The 18,374-nt window shown below is 63.2% G+C and carries 11 protein-coding genes and 1 pseudogene; 3 read left to right on the top strand and 9 right to left on the bottom strand.

The window, feature by feature from the left end; all coding sequences use genetic code 11:
• Window positions 1-409 precede the first annotated feature (409 nt).
• A complete protein-coding gene (locus tag JZ00_RS25290) occupies window positions 410-670 on the top strand; it encodes a DUF6124 family protein (protein ID WP_039593985.1) in 261 nt (86 codons plus the stop codon).
• 32 nt (window positions 671-702) lie between these two features.
• On the opposite strand, the gene JZ00_RS25285 is transcribed toward JZ00_RS25290, so the two are convergent.
• The 5 genes from JZ00_RS25285 to pvdM all read right to left on the bottom strand — a co-directional run bounded on the left by JZ00_RS25285 (window position 703) and on the right by pvdM (window position 10,251).
• On the bottom strand, window positions 703-4,833 hold the full coding sequence (locus JZ00_RS25285; RefSeq protein WP_039593984.1) for a non-ribosomal peptide synthetase: 4,131 nt from the start codon (window positions 4,831-4,833) through the stop codon (window positions 703-705).
• Window positions 4,834-4,871: 38 nt separating this feature from the next.
• On the bottom strand, window positions 4,872-6,530 hold the full coding sequence (locus tag JZ00_RS25280; RefSeq protein ID WP_039593983.1) for a cyclic peptide export ABC transporter: 1,659 nt from the start codon (window positions 6,528-6,530) through the stop codon (window positions 4,872-4,874).
• Between the two features lie 177 nt (window positions 6,531-6,707).
• Window positions 6,708-7,583 carry a dihydropyoverdine dehydrogenase gene (gene pvdO / locus JZ00_RS25275; protein WP_039593982.1) on the bottom strand — a complete coding sequence of 292 codons (876 nt, stop codon included), beginning with the start codon at window positions 7,581-7,583 and terminating at the stop codon, window positions 6,708-6,710.
• 20 nt (window positions 7,584-7,603) lie between these two features.
• Window positions 7,604-8,884: a pyoverdine-tailoring periplasmic protein PvdN gene (gene pvdN, locus JZ00_RS25270; RefSeq protein ID WP_039593981.1), complete on the bottom strand. Its 1,281-nt coding sequence runs from the start codon at window positions 8,882-8,884 to the stop codon at window positions 7,604-7,606.
• Window positions 8,881-10,251, bottom strand: a complete 1,371-nt coding sequence (pvdM, locus tag JZ00_RS25265; protein WP_039593980.1) for a pyoverdine-tailoring dipeptidase-like protein PvdM — start codon at window positions 10,249-10,251, stop codon at window positions 8,881-8,883. Before pvdM ends, pvdN begins: the two co-directional genes overlap by 4 nt.
• Window positions 10,252-10,438: 187 nt before the next feature.
• Between pvdM and pvdP the strand changes: the two genes are divergently transcribed.
• The gene (gene pvdP, locus JZ00_RS25260) at window positions 10,439-12,055 is read left to right on the top strand and encodes a pyoverdine maturation tyrosinase PvdP (RefSeq protein ID WP_039593979.1); all 1,617 of its coding nucleotides are present in this window, start codon (window positions 10,439-10,441) and stop codon (window positions 12,053-12,055) included.
• Window positions 12,056-12,161: 106 nt separating this feature from the next.
• On the opposite strand, the pseudogene JZ00_RS25255 reads toward pvdP, so the two are convergent.
• The 4 genes and pseudogenes from JZ00_RS25255 to JZ00_RS25240 form a co-directional block, all read right to left on the bottom strand.
• Window positions 12,162-12,487, bottom strand: a pseudogene (locus JZ00_RS25255) (DUF6124 family protein).
• A 492-nt stretch (window positions 12,488-12,979) separates the two neighbouring features.
• Window positions 12,980-14,374, bottom strand: coding sequence for an efflux transporter outer membrane subunit (locus JZ00_RS25250; RefSeq protein WP_039593978.1), 1,395 nt, complete (start codon window positions 14,372-14,374; stop codon window positions 12,980-12,982).
• 10 nt (window positions 14,375-14,384) lie between these two features.
• Window positions 14,385-16,346, bottom strand: coding sequence for a MacB family efflux pump subunit (locus JZ00_RS25245; RefSeq protein WP_039593977.1), 1,962 nt, complete (start codon window positions 16,344-16,346; stop codon window positions 14,385-14,387).
• A complete protein-coding gene (locus tag JZ00_RS25240; protein WP_039593976.1) occupies window positions 16,347-17,495 on the bottom strand; it encodes an efflux RND transporter periplasmic adaptor subunit in 1,149 nt (382 codons plus the stop codon).
• Between the two features lie 318 nt (window positions 17,496-17,813).
• Between JZ00_RS25240 and JZ00_RS25235 the strand changes: the two genes are divergently transcribed.
• Entirely contained in the window at window positions 17,814-18,296 is a 483-nt protein-coding gene (locus JZ00_RS25235) for a sigma-70 family RNA polymerase sigma factor (RefSeq protein ID WP_039593975.1), read from the top strand.
• Window positions 18,297-18,374: the final 78 nt, after the last annotated feature.

Genomic DNA, 18,374 nt, shown 5'->3' with positions numbered 1-18,374 from the left:
CTACAAAAAATGTGGCGAGCCGGAAATTTCTGACGAGTCGTGTCGATTGGTGGTTCGCAAGCGCTGGGGATAGGCTTTGTCCGTCGCTACAAAATCAGCGACCGGGTTTGGTCGCCCAGGGTTAGAATGGCGCACTCTCAGCCGCGCGAGTGGCTGTCTGCCTTATGGCTGACTGTGCGTGGGAGGGCTTCGGCCCTGCCGGGTTCCATTCCCTGGTCGACCAACCTGCGTACAGTTCGCCACCCCTCTGCTTGGTCGCAGAAAATGGTGAACTCCACTTTTGAATGGAGCTGCACGTCATGGTCAAGATCACCCCCAATCCCCCCGGAAAAGCCGAAACCTATCCTCATACACACGCTTCGACTCGGCAGAGCAACGCGAGGCAGCCGACCGGGCATTGAATATTCATTTGTCTCCAGATGCGGCCGTCAAGCCCGATACCTTGGAAGGCCATGTCTTTACCGTAGTCAAGGGCCTCAGCACCGAATCCATACTGACCACTCTCAGCGAAACCCTAGCTTCCGCCAATGCCATGGCCAACGACCTGGCCTTCGATCTGGAAGGCTCGCGACGGCACGTGGCGTTGGGGCTTCAGCAATTGATCGAGCTAGGAACACTTCTGGCTAATCGAGCACTGGATGACATCGAGCTGCCCCAGCCTCCACGCTAGCCGCAGCTCCCTCGCCACGGTTTCTTTTTTGCTTAAGAGAGCTTTTCTACCGTACTGGCCAGAAAAGCCTCGACCAGTTCCCCAAGCAATCCCTCATCAAAGATCATGCCCCGATGGCGCAACGGCGAATGCACCGAGCATTGCAGCTCGCCCGTCAGGCTGTGTTCCATCAGCAGGGCTTCGCAGAATGCCAATTCATCGGCGGTTTTCTCCGCTTGTGTCCACCAGCAACTGGGCCGTACCCGAACCGGCTTGAAGCTGAACCCCTCGAAGGCCTCCAGCAATCGATCGTGCACGGAGAACGCCTGGGCATTCATGACCTCTTCCTTGACGCTCTGCACGATCGACAGCAAGTCGCCTCGCTCAGGCTCGATCTGGCCGGCCGCCCATTCATGGAATGCCTTGACTGAACTGCCAGGATGTTCCCGTCGATAAGCCGCCGTGCGCTCCGTCAGTGACGGGAACAGCAGGTCAAGATACTCAATGGCTTCAAGCAGATCCTGGGAGGCAGCATCGTCTTTTGCGCCACCCGCCAAATACCGATGGCGCGGCAATCCTGAGGGATACAAATGTTCCGGGATGGTGCTGTCCACCAACCCGAGAAAACCAACGGTGTGCCCCTGGCTTTCCAGCATCGCCGCGATGTCGAACGCGATCGTCCCGCCCAGGGACCAGCCCATCAAGTGATAGGGGCCTTGCGGTTGGGCGCTGACGATTTCCTTGCTGTAGTCGGCAATCATCTGCTGCCAGGCCTCGGGCCCTGCATGGGGTTCGCTGAAGCCGCGGTGCATGATGCCAACGGTGCGCGCCTGGTTTTGCAGTTTGCGCGCCAGCGGTTGGTAGCAGAACACGATGCCGCCGCTGGGGTGCAGGCAGAACAACTGCGGTGCGCTCGCGGGCGCGTTGTTCAGGGCGACGAGGCATTGCGTCTGCTCGCGGTGTTTTTGCGAAATGAACAGCGCCAGCTCGGCGATGCTCGGGTTGGCCAGTAATTCCTGCAGGCGCACGGTGATGTTCAGGGTCGCCTTGAGCTTGGCGATCAGTTCGATCGCCAGGATCGAATGCCCACCCAGCTCAAAGAAACTGTCGCTGATACCCACGCGCTCGACCTTAAGGGACTGCTGCCAGAGTTGCGCCAAGGCTTCTTCCAACTGCGTGCGGGGCGCCACGTACTTCGAATGCCGGAGGGTGGCGTCGGGTTCGGGCAAGGCCTTACGGTCGAGCTTGCCGTTGGCATTGAGCGGCAGGTGGTCGATGAACAACAGATGACTGGGCACCATGTAGTCCGGCAATTGCGCCTTGAGCGCAGTCAGCAGGTCTTCGCGCAGCTCGGCACTGGCCGGTTGCGTCGGGATGACGTAGGCGATCAGTTGCAGGCCGCCCGGGCCGTCGTGGGTCAGCACCACACCCTCGCGCACGCCCGGCAGCGTTTGCAGGCGCGCCTGGATCTCGCCCAGTTCAATCCGGAAACCGCGGATCTTGACCTGGTGATCCAGGCGCCCGATGTACTCGATGCTGCCGTCGCTGAGGTAGCGGGCCAGGTCCCCGGTGCGGTACAGGCGTCGACCCGGCAGCGGGTCGAACGGGTCGGGAATGAAACGGCTGGCGGTGAGGTCGGCACGCTGGTGATAACCACGGGCCAGGCCGGCGCGACCGATATACAGCTCACCGATGCACCCCTTGGGCACCGGGTTCAGGTGCGCGTCGAGCAGATACCAGGACAAGTCGACGATGGGCTCGCCGATGGGGCTGGCGGCCTGGCTATGCAAATCCTGCATCGACAGTGGCCGCCAAGTGACATGGACGGTGGTTTCGGTGATGCCATACATGTTGATCAATTGCGGTGACTGGTCCCCGAAACGTTCGAACCAAGGGCGCAGGCTCTGCACATCGATCGCTTCACCGCCAAAAATGACCTGGCGCAATTGATGGATGAGAGGCTGTCGAGGTTCGCAGGCCACTTGCAGCAATGACTTGAACGCCGACGGCGTCTGGTTGAGCACCGTGACCTTTTCCTGGCAGAGCAGGGCATGGAAATCCTCGGGCGAACGGCTGACGGCGTGGGGCACGATGACCAGTCGACCACCGTGCAGCAGGGCACCGAAGATCTCCCAAACGGAAAAGTCGAAGGCGTAGGAATGAAACAGGCACCACACGTCCCGGTGGTCAAAACCGAACCACTGCTCGGTAGCACGGAACAGGCGAATGACGTTGTGGTGCGCGAGCAATGCGCCCTTGGGTTTGCCGGTCGAACCGGAGGTGTAGATCACGTACGCCAGGTTGTCCGGATCCATGGGCACAGCGGGATTGTGCTCAGGCCAGGCGTGATCGGCATCGCTCGGTTCCAGCAGCAGGCAGTCGATGCCAGCCGGCAACGCCAGTGACTCAAGCAGATGGGCCTGGGTCAGGATCTGCCTGACGCCGCTGTCCTGGATCATGTAGGCCAGTCGGTCGGCCGGGTAGGCCGGGTCCAGCGGTACGTAGGCGCCGCCGGCCTTGAGAATCGCCAGCAGGCCGATGATCATCTGCGGCGTCCGCTCGACGGCGATGCCCACCCGCACGTCGGGACCAACGCCTTGCTCGATCAAGCGATGGGCCAGTCGATTGGCGTGTCGGTTGAGCTCGGCATAGCTCAGATGCTGCCCTTCGAATGTCAGGGCTATCGCCTCGCCTGTGTGGGCGGCATGGGCTTCGATCATTCGGTGCAGGCATTCTTCGCTGCACAGTTGGGTGGGTTGGCGGTTCCAGTCGTTGAGGGTCAACCGGCGTTCATCGGCGCTCAACAATTGCAGCTCGCCAACAGCGCAGTCGGGCGCCTCGATCAGGCCCCGCAACAGGTTCTGCCAATGCTCGGCCATGCGCTCGATGGTGGTCGTGCGGTACAGGTCACGGCTGTACTCGAACGTCGCGAGTATTTGCTGTTGTGAATAGTCGACATCCAGCGACAGATCGAACTTGGCCTGGCCTTCACCGGTGTCGAGGAACTCCAGGGTAAGTTGATCCGGGCTTGGCAGCGACGCCGCCTGTGACCCGGTGCGCCAGTTGAACAGGACTTGGAACAACGGGTTGGCACCCAATCGATCGAGGATCAATTCCAGCGGGTAATCGGCATGCTCCAGCGCGGCGAGGGATTGCCCGCGCAGCGCCCGAAGAAAGTCCAACCCGCTGCGAGTCGAGTCGATTCGCGCCCGGTACACCTGGCTGTTGACGAAAAAACCCACCAGGTCCTGGCTTTCATGGCTGTTGCGGTTGGCGTTGGGGACGCCGACGGTGAAATCGTCCTGGCGGCTGTAGCGGGCCAGCAGCAGTTGCCAGGCGCCCAGCGCCACCACGAACGGCGCCAGCCCCTGGCCTTGGCAAAAATTCTCCAGCGCTTGCGCCAACGACGGGGCCAGCGATACGTGTACGCGACCGGCGCTGTGTTGTTGGGTTGCACTGCGCGAGAAGTCCTGGGGCAATTCCAGGGCGGGCAAATCATGGCCCAGGTACTCGCCCCAGTATTCGCCACTGCGTCGGCAGGCAGCGCTTTGCAGATAGTCGCCGCGCTGGTGGGTTGCGTAGTCGGCATATTGCATTGGCAACGGTGGCAGCGCAGACCGATCACCCAGCAGAGCCCGGCCGTACGCCTGGGTCATGTCCTGCATCAGGATCGTGTTGGACCAGGCATCGGAAACGATGTGATGCATATTGAGCAGCAATACATGTTCGGCACGGCTCAAACTGAGCAAGGTAGCCCGCATCAGCGGCGCCTGGGTGAGATCGAACGGTTGCCGGGCGTGTTGCTCGATGTGCCGGGAAAGCGCCGGCTGGTCGAGCCCGGTGAGGTCTTCGCGATGTAGGATCAGGCGAGCGCTGCGCTCGACCACCTGGGTGGCGGCGCCGTCGATTTCAATGAACGCGGTGCGCAGGATGTCGTGTCGGTCGATCACGCGATTCAGCGCGTCTTCCAGGGCATCGGCATTCAGCTCGCCGGTCAGGCGCAACGCCCGGGGCAGGTTGTAGGCCGAGCGGGTCGGATCTCGCTGTTGTTCCAGCCACAGGCGTTGCTGGGCGAAAGACAGCGGCGCGCGATCCAGCCTGCGGCGACTGGCCCGGGCGTGCAGGCCGTCGGTGGCCTCATCGAGCAGCAGCGCCAGCAGATCATCATCTAGCAGTTCGTTCATGGTGTTCTCGCGGTAAACGGCATTGGCGTCGGGCAGGTTCAGGCGAAGGCTGCCGGGACCTTTTCACTGACCACCCGACCGGCCTGCATCCGCACCAGTTGATCAGCGATGTCGAAGTAACGGTCGTCGTGGGAAATGACGATGATGGTTTTGCCCAGGGCCTTCAGCTCCGGCAGCAGCTCGGTGTAGAACACCCGCCGGAACACCGGGTCCTGGTCGGCGGCCCATTCGTCAAAGACCAGAACCGGGCGTTCTTCCAGCCAGGCGTTGAGCAGGGCCAGGCGCTTGCGCTGGCCGGTGGAGAGATCGGTAGTGCTGAAGGCCCCATCGCGAATGCTGACCTTGTGGGCGATCTCCAGGCGATCGAGGTAGCGGTTGGCGTCCCCGGGCACCTGCTGGTCGCCCTGCACCAACTCATCGAACAGGTAATAGTCGGCGAAGATTGTGGTGAACAGCTGGCGATAATCGTCACGGCCCGCCGCCGATACCGGCTCGCCATCCAGGAAAATTTCGCCGCCCTGGGGTGCATAGAGGCCCAGCAGCAGTTTGATCAACGTGGTCTTGCCGCCGCCGTTCTCGCCGACGATGAACACGATCTCGCCCTGGGCGATGGACAGGTTGACCGGTCCGAGGGCGAAGGCCTGGCTGCCGTCCACCGCAGGGAAGGCGTAGTGCACGTCACGCAATTCAAGCCGTTGGATCGTCGGCTTCGGGGCGTTCTTATCGTTGAGCAGCAGGTGCGGCTCAGGGGAGGAAAACTGCTCGGACAGTTCGGCAATGCGTTTGAACGCGATGTTGGCGCGGCTGATCACCGGCAAGGTCATCACCAGGTACTCCAGCGGTCCCTTCATGTACAACAACACCAGCACGAAACCGCTGAGCACCGCTTTGTCGGTGCCCAGCCATAGCGATTGCAAGGCCAGGACCAGGCCGATGACCACGAAAAACAGCATCGAGCCGAAGGTCTTCGCGACCACGAAGGTGTTGACCGCGCGGATGTTGGTGTCGCAGATCTGCTCGGCGGTGGCTTCGATGCGCTGGCTGAACATGCGCTGGCGGCGTGGGCGGTGGATGCGCAGCTCCTTGGCACCGGCGGCTATTGCGCTGTAGTGCTTCTGCAGGGCGTCTTCAGCCTCGCGGGCCGCTTCGAAGCCACGAATGCCACGGGCCCGCGCCACGTATTGGATAACCGTGCCGATCACCAGCGCCACCAGCAGCAGCGCAAACATCGGCAGCGACAGGTAGGCCAGGTAGCCCAGGCAACCGAGGGTGACGGTAAAGGCGATCGCCAGTGGCGCGAAGGAAAACGCGAAGTTGCTGACCATGTTGACGTCGTGGGTCAGGATCGGAATGAGCCGATGACTGCGGAAACGCTCGATCTGTTCGATGGGCGCCAGCAAGACTTTCTGGCCGAGGGATTTGCGCAGGCTGGCGATGATGTTCTGCCCAACGTGGTTGGTGCCGATGTCCGACAGGATCGAAGTCAGCAGCGCCGCCACGCACAAGCCGGCGAAGGTCGCCAACACCTGGGGCGTCGGCCCGGCTTCGGCGTTCAGCGCATCGTTGATGGTTGCCAGCAGGGCGGTGATGCTCAGGCCACCCAGCATGCCGAGCAGGATGGAGCCTGCGACAATCAGCCGGAAGGGTTTGAGCAGGATGAACAGTTCACTGATCACCCCGCGGGTTGGTTGGCTCATGGAGGTTTCCCTGCTTGAAGAAAAAGGCGAAGACCATCGCGGGCATTCACCGCATGGGCTGAAGGACAGCGGCACGCCGGTTGGGGCGCGCCCATCTATGGAACGATTGGAGGGGAAGGGGATTTAACGAGGCACCAACCTCGCCACAAAAAGCGGCTCTTCAGTGGTCAGGTTGATCTACATATCCCGAGCGACCCGGAACCCCAGCCAGTCACCGCGGGCATCGGAAAAAACGGCATTGCGGTTGCCCGAACGGGAAAACACCGGCGCTTCGCCCCAGTCGTTGCCACGGATACGCCGCACCTTGCAGTTGCCTGCCAGCGCGGCGCTGCCGTCGATCGGCGCATCGGTGTAGTTTTCGTTAAAACAATCGGCGGTCCATTCGTAGACGTTGCCGTGCATGTCGTACACGCCAAAGGCGTTGGGCGCGAAGCTGCCGGCCGGGGCGGTGAAGTTGTAGCCATCGGCGGCGCCGTAGGTGTTGGCGTGCTGGGCGATGCTGTAGTCCTTGCCTTCGTCGAACGGGAAAGGGAACGGGCCGCTGCTGCCGCCGCGCGCGGCGTATTCGCGCAAGGATTCGCTGACCAACCGGTACGGCTTGCCGGTCTTTTTCGACAACCATGCCACGTAGGCATTGGCTTCTTCGAAATCCATGCACACCGCCGGGTGCCGGTCGGTGTATTGCTTGCGTGGGTCGCTGCCCTGGTACTCCGGAACCCCGGCCTGGCACGCGCGTCCGGGGCGCTTGTCGCCGTCGGGCATCACGTAGCCGGTATCGCGCAGGTAGGCGAACCATTCGCCCTTGAGCACCTGGAAGCGGCTGATCGCCAACGGCTTGGCAAACGTCACCGGGTGCATAGGGCCCTCGTCAGGCTCGCGGCCGACTTCGTCCTCGGGCGTGCCCATCTGGAAGGTGCCGGTGGGCAGCACGACCATTTCCGGGCAGTCCTTGCAGTCGCGGAACACCTGGCCCGGCTGCGACGCCTGGGCGTTGGAGGGCAACAGGGCAGTGAGGGCCAACGCCGGAATTGTCTTCAATAAAAAACGGTTCATCGATTGCTCTCGATCAGTTATCAAAGTGTTTTGCCCAGCAGCGCCATGAAGCGGTCGATCTCGGCTTCGGTGTTGAGCAGCCCTGGCGCGGTGCGGACCACCGGTCCGGCATCGCGATGCACGGCATCGGCGACCACGCGGTTTTGCATCAGGTAGGCGGCGATCTCATCGCTCTTGCGATCCTTGACCCGGAAGAAGGTAAAACCGGCCGACAGTTCGGGGCTCAGCGGCGTCACCAGCTCGATCTGCGGCAGCGCGAGCAGGCGTTTCTTCAGGTAAGTGTTAAGCGCGTGAATGCGCGCCTGGACCTCGGCCTTGCCCAATTGCAGGTGCAGCTTGAACGCTTCGTCCGCCGCCCAGCGATGCTCGAAGGCGTGGTAGCCGCCCGGGGTCATGGTGGTGGAAAACGTCGTGGCTTCGGAGAAGGTCGGGATGATCGGCGTGACGTACTTGACCTCTTCGCTGCGGCTGCACACCACGCCGGTGCCGCGTGGGCCGAACATCCATTTGTGGGTGCCGGCGATGAAGAAATCGCAATTCATCGCCGGGAAACTCAGGTCTTCAACGCCGAAACCGTGCACGCCATCCACGACGTAAACGATGCGCTGTTCATCGCTGCGGCCCTGGTTGTGCTTGTCCACCAGGGCGCCGATCTTGCCGATGGGCAGCTTCACGCCGCTGCCCGAATGCACCCAGGTCATGCCCAATACGCGGGTTTTTGGGCGGATATTGCGCTCGATGGCCGTGAGTATCTGAGCCTCGGTGGCTTCGTGGGCGTTCTCGAACAGCTTGATCTTGCGTACCCGTGTTCCGTCCCGTTGCTTGCGCAGGTCGAGGATGGTGTGGGTGGCGTAATGTTCGTGGACGGTGGTGAGTATTTCCTGGTCGGGTCGCACATGGACGCCGCTATAGATCATCGCCAGCCCTTCGGTGGTGCTGCCGGTGAGGGCGATCTGCTTCGGGTTCGCTTGCAGGTAACGACCGGCCCAGGTCCGCACGTTTTCTTCGCGCTCTTCGGTGACGCCCAGGTCCCAGTCCATCAGCAGCCCGGGGTTTTTATCCAGGGCGGCGCGGTGCCGTTCGATGGCCTCGCGCACCGGGCGCGGGTGGGTGGTGACCAGGAAGTTGGAGAAGTGCAGGTAGTCCGGGTCCTGGTTGAACAGCGAGCGCAGTTGCGCCCATTTGTCCCGGGACAGCGGTGGCAGTGGGTCGGCAGCGGCAGAGCAGGGCAGGCTCGCGGCCAATGGCAGGCCGGCGGCAAGGATCCCGGCTTGCTTGAGGAAGGCGCGGCGCTCGTTCATGGCTGGACGGCCTTGTGCGTCGAGGCGATGGCCGGGCTTGCGGCTTTCTGCGCCTGATCCCAGACCCGCAGGAAATTGCCGCCCCACAGCTTGGCGATGTCGGCCTCGGAGTAACCACGGGTCAGCAGCTCGGCGGTGACGTTGCGGATGTCGCCGACGTTCTCCCAGCCTTTGACGCCGCCGCCTTCGTTGAAGTCCGAACTGATGCCGACGTGGTCGATGCCGATCTTGCGCACGGCGTAGTCGATGGCATCGCCCAGATCCTTGAGGCTGGCCTTGGGTTCTTCCTCGAGAATGCCGTAGAGCTGGCCGGCGTATTCGCCGAATTTCTGCTCCGGCCACGCGGCAATGATCGGGTCGCCCGGCATCAGCGCCATCGCCAGGTTGGGCAGCGGCGGCAGGTCGAAGCGCTCGCGCAGGACGTTGAGCTTGTCCTGGGTCTTTTGCGTCAGCGGGCGCAGGTACTGGGAGAACCCAACGATTTGCACCACGCCGCCGCTGGCCTTGATCAGTTGCATTTCCTTGTCGCTGAGGTTGCGTGGGATATCCACCATCGCCCGTGGCGCGGAATGGGAGGCCACCAAGGGCGTGCGGCTCAGTTGCGCGACTTGTTCCAGGGCCTGGGTCGACATCTGCGACACATCGATGATCACGCCCAGGTCGTTCAGGCGCTTCACCGCTTGCTTGCCGATGTCCGACAGGCCGCCGAGGGCGTCGGGCGAGTCGTTGAAGAACGGCAGCGGTCGCGAGGAGTCGGCCCAGTCGTTGTTGCCGATGTAGCTGAAGCCGAACATGCGCATGCCCCGCGCCGTCCACAGGTCCAGCAGGCTCAGGTCGTGACCGAGGGGATAGGCGTTGAGCATGCTGATGAAAATTGCGAACTTGCCTTCGCCGTGCAGGCGACGGAAATCATCTGGGGTGTAGGCGATGGCGACCTGGTTGGGAAAGTCGCGGACCAGGCCGGTGATGATCTTGTAGCGCACCTCCTGCTGGTTGCGCGCTTCCTCGACGAAGCCTGCGGTGGGCTTGTGCGGCGCGTTGGGGCCGTTCCACAGTTCGGGCCAGCCGAAGATCGTCAGCGCGGCGCCGGAGAGGTGGCCGCGATTGGCTTTCACCAGGTCGAACTGGCCCTTGCCGTCCTTGTCGGCTTCGTTGCCGGCGGTGCCGAAGTCCAGCGGCACGGTGATGTGGCTGTCGAAGGACAACAGCCGTTCGTGCAATTGCCGAGCTTGCTCCATGACCTTGACGGGGTAGCCGGGGTTGTCCCGCCACCAATGGTCCCAAGCCGCGAGTCCGGCACCGACGACCAGCGCCAGGGCCAGGGGTACGCCGGTAAAAAGAGCCTTTCTAGAACGTGGTGTTGTCATTGCCGATCTCAGTCTGGTTCGCCTTGGAAGGACAGGCGCGGGGGCCTTTGCTATCTGGGGGGAACGAGTGATCGGGCGGGAAATTTAGGTGTCCTGGGTACCGCCATGGCGGGGCCTGTAAATTTCTCGACCCAGCCATCGTTCTAGCTTGGATAAAGCCCACCCCAGGGCGAACACAGGTAAGGCAATGACGATTTCTCGACGATGGTTCATGGCAGGCCTGGCGCTGACCGGTGCCGCCGTGCCTGCGGTGTATTACGGACATCGCGAACTGACCCGGCCGGACCCGACCATCACACCCGGCGAGGCTTCCTTCGATGTGGCGGACGTCGCCGGACAGCGTCGGGCAAACACGATGCGGGGCGTCTGGACGATCCGTTTCAGCGGGCGCGATGCCGGCCTCGACGGCTTGCCGGACGACAGCCTGGAGGTGTTCCTCGACATCGCCCACAAAGGCCGAGGCCTGGTGGGTTGCGTCGACACCGCCGAACGCCTGCGTGCTGGGGATGAGCCGCGTTATCGGGTGCTGGGCGACTTGGCTGGCAGCGATCCGAAGCAATTGAGCTGGCGCTTGATCGGCGCCGGGCATGGCATGCCGGACTACGAGTTCATCATGACCCTCGACGAAGTCTGGGCCGGTTTCGGCAACGCTGGCACGGCCACCCTCAGTGGCCGGGTACTGCGGCTGGATCGCCCGTTGGCGCTGCCGGAACTCGACAATCAGTTCGTCGCCGTCAAACAGCGGTTTCCCGAAGCCCGGGAGCGGACACCGCTGAGTCCCAGGCTGCTGGCCTGGCTGGTGTCGCCGCAGCACCGGCTGTTCCATCAACTCTGGCATGCCTCGCGAGACAAGTGGCACACCCTCGACGAAGACAAACGCGACGCCCTGCGTGGCATCGGCTGGCAACCCGGGCCGCGGGAAAACGAGCGTGATGCCCGTGGGCCGCGCAAGGATCGCAACGGCTCGGGGGTGGATTTCTTTTTCATGCACCGGCATATGCTCGGCACCGCACGTTCCTTCCAACCGCTGCCGTCATGGTCACGCTTTCCATTGCCACAACCCGACTTGGAGCGTGATCGCCTGGGTTTTGCCCGGTATTTCGATAACGTCGACGGGACGGCGCTGCCACCGACCTGGCTGGCCCGTGGCGACGAGCAATACGCCCAGTGGGTCAGCGACATCAAGACCGCCGAGACCTATCACAGCAATTTCCAGGTCTGGGAATCCCGTTATCGCGATCCGCGTTATCTGTCGAAACTGACCTTGGGCCAGTTCGGTTCGGAAGTGGAACTGGGCCTGCATGATTGGCTGCACATGCGCTGGGCGTCGGTGCCGCGTGATCCGTCCAACGGCCATCCGGTGCCGTTCGCCCGTGATCAGGCGGACTTCGCCCAGCGCTGGTTCGAGCCGGAAAACGACTTTCTCGGCGATCCGTTTTCTTCCCACGTGAACCCGGTGTTCTGGGCCTTCCACGGCTGGATCGATGATCGCATCGAAGACTGGTTCCGGGCCCATGAACGTTTCCATCCGGGCGAAGTGAGTCGGCTTGAAGTCAACGGCGTGCCCTGGTTCGCCCCGGGCCGCTGGGTCGAAATCGCCGACCCGTGGCTGGGTCCGGACACCCATGGCTGCAGCACCACGCCGGGCCTGCAGGCCGGACGTTCGGTGGAGATGGACCCGGAAACCATGAAGTTGGCGTTACGTATTACGTTTGGCAGCGATGACGACAAGCTGGCGCAACTGTTCCGCCGCGTGCCGCAACGGCCGTGGTATGCGCGCAATCTCAAGGCCAAGGTGGTTTAACCGCTTTCTAGCGGGATGAATGTCATTGTGGTGAGGGGCCTATTTGTGGCGAGGGGATAAATCCCCTCGCCACAAAGTCACTTGGCTTGAGATTTGTTGTGAGGTGTCAGCGCGGCGCGGCGATGTCCAGGGCGCGGTTTGCCAATAGCTCACTCAGCTCGATCATCTGCTGGATCCCCAGGGCAAAGCTTCGTCGTGCGCCTTCCAAATCGAATGCCAGTTCGTTGGCCATGACATTGACCGAGGCGAGGGTTTCGCTGAGGTTGGCCAATAGACACTCCATGTCCGCGCCTTCCGCCACGGTGAATAACTGGTCCGGTGGTGGCTTGGGTGTTTCGGGCTTGGGGTCGAGGTAGTAGGCGAGGGCGCGGTCGGCGGCTTCGTCGAGTTTTTTGGAATCGTCGTCGGGAGGATTGGGGTGATCTTGAACATGGTGAAACTCCTAGTATTCATTTTCAGGAGCCGACACCCTCGCTACCAAACGATTGGGTGGCGGCCGTACGCGGGTTGGTAGACCGGAGCACTAGGAACCCGGCGCGCCCGAAGACGCCCTGCGCACGGCCACCATGAAACAGATGCCCAGGGAGCATCTGCAAGAGGTGGCGCTTGCGCCTAGTTGACTCGCGGGCTACCAAACCCGATCGCTGGAAACAGCGACCCGAGAACAGTAAAAGCCACGAACCAAGCGCACAAGCCGGCGGATTCTGGCGTAGTTGTAGGCAATGACGCAAGGCAACGTAGCCTTACTCGGGAGTCCTACATGCCCCAATAAATAGAGCCAAAGCCAGTCCCCTCCAACACACCAGACACACCGAGGTGCTGCCTATTGGGGCTGCTGCGCAGCCCAGCGGGAGCAAGCTCCCTCGCCACAGGGGATAGCCTTAGCCACACTGTATGACTTGGCTTTGAAGATGGGTTTGGGCTCTACATCACCCGCCAACCCCCACCCAACGCCTTGTACAACGCCACGCTCGCCTGCACCCGCGCCAATCGCAACTGCACGTTCATGTCCTGGGCGGCGTACAGCGTGCGTTGGGTTTCGAGCACGGTGAGCAGGTCTTCGGCGCCGGCCTGGTAGCGGCGCTGGGCGATGTCGAACGCGGTCTGGGCCTGGTTCAGTTCTTCGCGCTGCCATTGTCGCTGCTGGTCCAGGCCGTGGATGCTGTTCAGGGCTTTCTCGACGTCGGCGAAGCCGTTGATGATGGCGGCGCGGTAGGCCTCCAGCAGTTCTTCCTGGCGGGCGGTGGCCCTGTCTCGCTCAGCCTTCAGGCGACCGTTGTTGAAGATCGGCGCGGCCAGCCCGGCGCTGAGGTTGTAGACGTTGTTGCGCAGCAATTGGTCGGCAATATCGGCGCCGGTGGCCAGGCTCAGGCCCAGGGTGGCCGAGGGCAGCATGGCCGCGCGGGCGACGGTGATGTCGGCCTGGGCGGCACCAAGGCGTGCTTCGGCGGCGGCGATGTCGGGACGGCGCAGCAACAGATCGCTGGGCACCCCGGCGTCGATGGCGGGCCAGCGCAATGCGTCGAAGGGTTCATTGTCGAGCTTGAGTGACTGCACCGGTTCGCCCAACAGTGCCGCCAGGGTGATCATCGCCTCGCGGCCCTGTTGTTGCACTTGCGGCAGGCGGCGTTCCTGGGCCGCCACCAGGCTCTTTTGTTGGGACAGTTCCAACGCCGTGGCGCTGCCGGCGTCGTAGCGGGTTTGCACCAAATCAAGCACATTGCGGGCGTTGGCGAGGTTCAGTTCAGCGATGCGCTGTTGCTCGCGCAATGACAAGGCTTGGCTGTAGCTGTTGGCGATGGCGCTGAGCAGGGTCAGTTCCACCGTCGCCCGATCAAATCGGGTGGCCGATAAAGTGTTCAGCGCACTGTCCCGGGCCGCGCGTTTTGCGCCCCAGAAATCCAGTTCATAACTGGCGCTGAGGTGGGCGTCGTAGTAATCGATGGTGCGGTTGTTCCGATCGACGTCCAACTGGCTGTAGCCTTTGCCGTGTAGCAGTTCCTGGCGATTGCCGTTGAGCCCGGCGGTGATCTCCGGCAGCAACGGCGCGCCGGCGATCACTGCGCTGGCCTGGGCCTGGCGGACCCGGGCCATGGCGGCCGCGAGGTCGAAACTGCCCAGGCGTGCCTGTTCGATCAAGCGATCAAGTTGCGGACTGCCGAACTGTGTCCACCATTGTTGGTTATCCGCTCGGGCGCTGGGAGTGTCGAGGCTCTGCCAAGCGTCAGGTGGCTGGATGCCGCTGTCAGGCGTCGACAAAGGCGTGCCGCATGCCGCCAGCAACAGGCTGGCGGCCAAGAGGGTCAGGTGCGCTTTCATAGGGTGGGATTCATTCACTGGTGAGGGCCGCGACCGGGTCGAGGCGGGCGGCCTTGCGGGCGGGCATGAAACCGAAGACGACGCCGGTGACCAGCGCGCAACCGAAGGCGCCGAATACTGCCAGCCATTCAAAGGCCACAGCGATCTTGCCCAACAGCAACGCTCCGCCCACCAGCAGGGCCAGGCCAATACCGGCCAATCCACCGACCACCGAGAGCATCACCGCTTCGGTGAGGAACTGGCGCATGATGTCGCGCTGGCGGGCACCGGTGGCCATGCGAATGCCAATTTCCCGAGTCCGCTCGCGCACGGTCATCAGCATGATGTTCATCACGCCGATGCCGCCCACCAGTAGCGAAATTGCCGCAATGGCGCCGAGCATCAGCGACAGCGTGCCCTGGGTACGCGCCTCGGCCTGGATCATCGCGGCGTTGTTGGTCAGCTCGAAATCCTGCTTGCCATTGTGCAGCCGCAGCAAGGTGCGGGATACGGCCTGCTCGGCCTCTTTCACCTTGCCCGCGTCACGAGCGGCGATCACCACGTATTCGGGATGGTGCGTGCCGAACAGTCGCACGCTGGCGGCGGAGTAGGGCACGGCGATGCGATTGTCGGCGTCCGAATCGCCGGAGCTGGCGCCTTTTTCCGCCAGCACGCCGACGACCTGGAACGGTACGTTTTCGATCAGGATGTAGCGGCCGATCGGATCGGCGACGTCCTTGAGCAGCTTGTGCCTGACCTTGTGGCCGATCACCGCCACGGCTGCCGCGCCTCGTTCGTCGGCGTCGCTGAAGTAGGCACCCTGGGCCACCGGCCAATTGAAGATGGTCGGGAAATTCGTATCGTTGCCGCCCACATAGCTGGTGTGGTCGAGGTTGCCGAAACGCACGCTGGCGTTCTTGCCGTTGACCGGCATGATGCGTTGCACTTCGGGCAGTGCGGCGAGGGCGGCGATGTCCTGTTCACGGATGATGCCCTTGGTCGCCCGCGGGTTGGGGGCCGTGCCGTTGAGGTAAATGATGTTCGAGCCGAAGGCGCCCATCTGGGCCATGACTTGGCGCTTGCTGCCTTCGCCAACGGCCAGCATCACCACCACCGAGGCCACGCCGATGACGATGCCGAGCAGGGTCAGGGCGGTGCGGAAGCGATTGATCCACATCACCCGCCAGGCCGCCTGTACCGCGTCCACCAATTCGCCTTTCCAGGCGCCGTTGTGTTCGCTGCCGGCACTCAGGCGCTGGCGCAGGTCCACGGCCTGCAACGCCTTGGCATTGGCCTGCGGTGCGGCGGTGGCGCTGTCGCTGATGATCAATCCGTCGCGGATCTCGATGATGCGCTTGGCCCGGGCCGCGACGTCGCGGTCGTGGGTGATCAGGATCACCACGTGGCCCTGGCTCGCCAGTTCGTCGAGCAAGGCCATGACTTCGATGCCGCTCTGGCTGTCGAGGGCGCCGGTGGGCTCGTCGGCGAGGATGATGTGGCCGCCGTTCATCAAGGCCCGGGCAATCGACACCCGCTGCTGCTGGCCGCCGGAGAGTTGATGGGGCCGGTTGCCGGTGCGGCTCGCCAGGCCCAGGCGTTCGAGCAGGGTGCTGGCCCGGGCGTGGCGCTCGGCGGCCGAGGTGCCGGCATAGATGGCCGGCATCTCGACATTTTCCTGGGCCGTGCCGGACGGGATCAGGTGATAGCCCTGGAACACGAAGCCGAACGCTTCGCGGCGCAGCCAGGCCAGTTCATCGCTGGCCAACCTGGCGACGTCTTCGCCGGCGAAGCGGTATTCGCCGCTGGTGGGGCGGTCGAGGCAGCCGAGGATGTTCATCAAGGTTGATTTGCCGGAGCCGGACGCCCCGACAATCGCCAGGAACTCCCCGGCATGAATGGACAAATCGATGCCGCGCAGCACCTCCACCCGAGGGCTGTCGCCGCCGCCGTAGGCCTTGCGAATGTCCCGCAGTTCGATCAGGGGCGTGTCCATTCAGCCTCCGCTGCCGCTGACCGGACCGATCAGTACGCGGTCGCCTTCGCTCAAGCCGTCGAGGATCTGCGTGCGCAGGCGGTCGCTGATGCCGGTGCGAACGGTGCGCATCTGCACATCGCCGTTGCCGGCCAGCACCCGCACCTGACCGGCATCGTGCAATGCGGCGATGGGCACCGTCAGTACGTCCTTGGCTTGGGCCGCAACAAAAAACACCTGGGCGGTCATGTCGGTCATCAACGAGCGATCAGTGTTGTCCACGTCGAGCAGCACGGTGTAGAGCACCACCCGCTCGCTACCGCTGCGGCCACCGGAGGGGCTGCCGCCCTGGCTGGCTTCCAGCGGACGCGGCGGCACCGGCAGGATTTGCCGTACGGTGCTGCTCCAGCGCCGACCGCCGCCGGCGAGGGTGGTGAAGTAGGCGGTCATGCCCGGCTTGACGTGGCCGATGTCGGCTTCCGAGACTTCGGCCCAGACCGTCATCGGCGACAACCGGGCAATGCGCAGGATCAACGGCGTCTGCTGCTGGGCGTTGAGGGTCTGGCCTTCCCGGGCGCCGATGGCGACGACCGTGCCGCTCATTGGCGCATAAATGCGGGTATAGCCCAACTCGGCCTCGTCGCTGCGCAGGTTGGCCTGGGCCTGGCGGATCTGCGCCTGGAACATGTCGATGCGCGCTTGGGTTGCCCGGACCTCGGCCTGGGCGGTCTGCAGGTCTTCTTCGCGGGTGGCGCCGCCGGCCTTGAGTTGTTGCTGGCGCCGGAATTTCTGCTGCGCCAGGTCGTGCTGGGCCCGTTGCTCCTGGAGTTGGGCCTTGAGGTTCTCGATGGAAAATCGCCCAGCGTCGAGCCTGGCTTTTTGCGTGGACGGGTCGATTTCAACCAGCAATTGGCCTTCCGTGACCTCGTCGCCGGCCTCGACATGAATCTTCTGGATTTGTCCGGACGCCTGTGCGCCGACGTCGACATAGCGGCGCGGCTGCAACGTGCCCAGGGCGGTGACGCTGTTTTCGATATCGCCACGGGTGACCGGGGCGGTGGCGACAGGCTCACGGCCCGGCCCGACTGCCTGCCACGCGGCGAAGGCCATGGCAGGCAGCAGGGCGAAGGTCAGGAGCCAGGCGGGACGGGTGAGGCGGGGACGTTTCATGCAGGGTTCCGGCCGGTGGTGTCGGGCCCGTCGCACGGAGGGGCGGGACGGGAGGCTGTTCTGGTAAACGAGCGTTGTGGGCGGGAATTTAAGGAGCGAAACACTGGGCAGCACTTGAAACGACACCGATCCCTCGCCACAAAAGCGGGTTCTGCTGCCTCATCAACTGAACGATTGGGCCCAGATACAAACCAAAGCTTTAAATCTATATGAGAATTACTATAAATTACGCGATTGAATCTGCCACCATCGTGCCATGTGTTTCTGGCATGCCGAGGGGCACAGGGATAGCTGTCGCAGTCACTGCGCAGGGGAGTCATGTTGGAAAACTACTATCGAGAACTGGTGTGTTTCCTGAACGCCAGGCTAGGCAACCGCCAGGCGGCCGAAGATGTGGTGCATGACGCTTACGTGCGGGTGCTGGAGCGCGCCAGCGATACGCCCATCGAACAGCCGCGGGCGTTCTTGTATCGCACCGCACTGAACCTGGTGATCGACGGGCATCGACGCAACACGTTGCGTCAAACCGAGTCTCTCGACGTGCTCGACGCAGAAGAACGCTTCTTCACCCCATCGCCCCATGCCAGCCTCGACCATGGCCAACGCCTGGACATGCTGCAACGCGCCCTGGCCGAGTTGTCGCCGCTGTGCCGCGAGAGCTTCCTGCTGCGCAAGCTCGAAGGCCTGTCCCACCCGCAGATCGCCGAGCGGCTGGGCATTTCCCGGGCCCTGGTGGAAAAACACATCGTCAACGCCATGAAGCATTGCCGCGTTCGCGTACGGCAGTGGGATGCGACCTGATCCGCCCGGCGTGAACCCCTCGGCGGTAAATTTCCTGACATTCTCCTCGTTCCTCTGAACAGACGATCTGGCGGCTGG

This window comes from Pseudomonas frederiksbergensis (assembly GCF_000802155.2).
Taxonomy (GTDB): Bacteria; Pseudomonadota; Gammaproteobacteria; order Pseudomonadales; family Pseudomonadaceae; genus Aquipseudomonas; species Aquipseudomonas frederiksbergensis_A.
The sequence above is the reverse complement of the archived record's forward strand: the minus strand, read 5'-3'. Positions and strand labels throughout refer to the sequence as shown.

Coding starts and splice junctions, on each gene's coding strand:
- JZ00_RS25285 (WP_039593984.1), bottom strand. CDS start 4,833: ATGAACGAACTGCTAGATGATGATCTGCTGGCGCTGCTGCTCGATGAG.
- JZ00_RS25280 (WP_039593983.1), bottom strand. CDS start 6,530: ATGAGCCAACCAACCCGCGGGGTGATCAGTGAACTGTTCATCCTGCTC.
- pvdO (WP_039593982.1), bottom strand. CDS start 7,583: ATGAACCGTTTTTTATTGAAGACAATTCCGGCGTTGGCCCTCACTGCC.
- pvdN (WP_039593981.1), bottom strand. CDS start 8,884: ATGAACGAGCGCCGCGCCTTCCTCAAGCAAGCCGGGATCCTTGCCGCC.
- pvdM (WP_039593980.1), bottom strand. CDS start 10,251: ATGACAACACCACGTTCTAGAAAGGCTCTTTTTACCGGCGTACCCCTG.
- pvdP (WP_039593979.1), top strand. CDS start 10,439: ATGACGATTTCTCGACGATGGTTCATGGCAGGCCTGGCGCTGACCGGT.
- JZ00_RS25250 (WP_039593978.1), bottom strand. CDS start 14,374: ATGAAAGCGCACCTGACCCTCTTGGCCGCCAGCCTGTTGCTGGCGGCA.
- JZ00_RS25245 (WP_039593977.1), bottom strand. CDS start 16,346: ATGGACACGCCCCTGATCGAACTGCGGGACATTCGCAAGGCCTACGGC.
- JZ00_RS25240 (WP_039593976.1), bottom strand. CDS start 17,495: ATGAAACGTCCCCGCCTCACCCGTCCCGCCTGGCTCCTGACCTTCGCC.
- JZ00_RS25235 (WP_039593975.1), top strand. CDS start 17,814: ATGTTGGAAAACTACTATCGAGAACTGGTGTGTTTCCTGAACGCCAGG.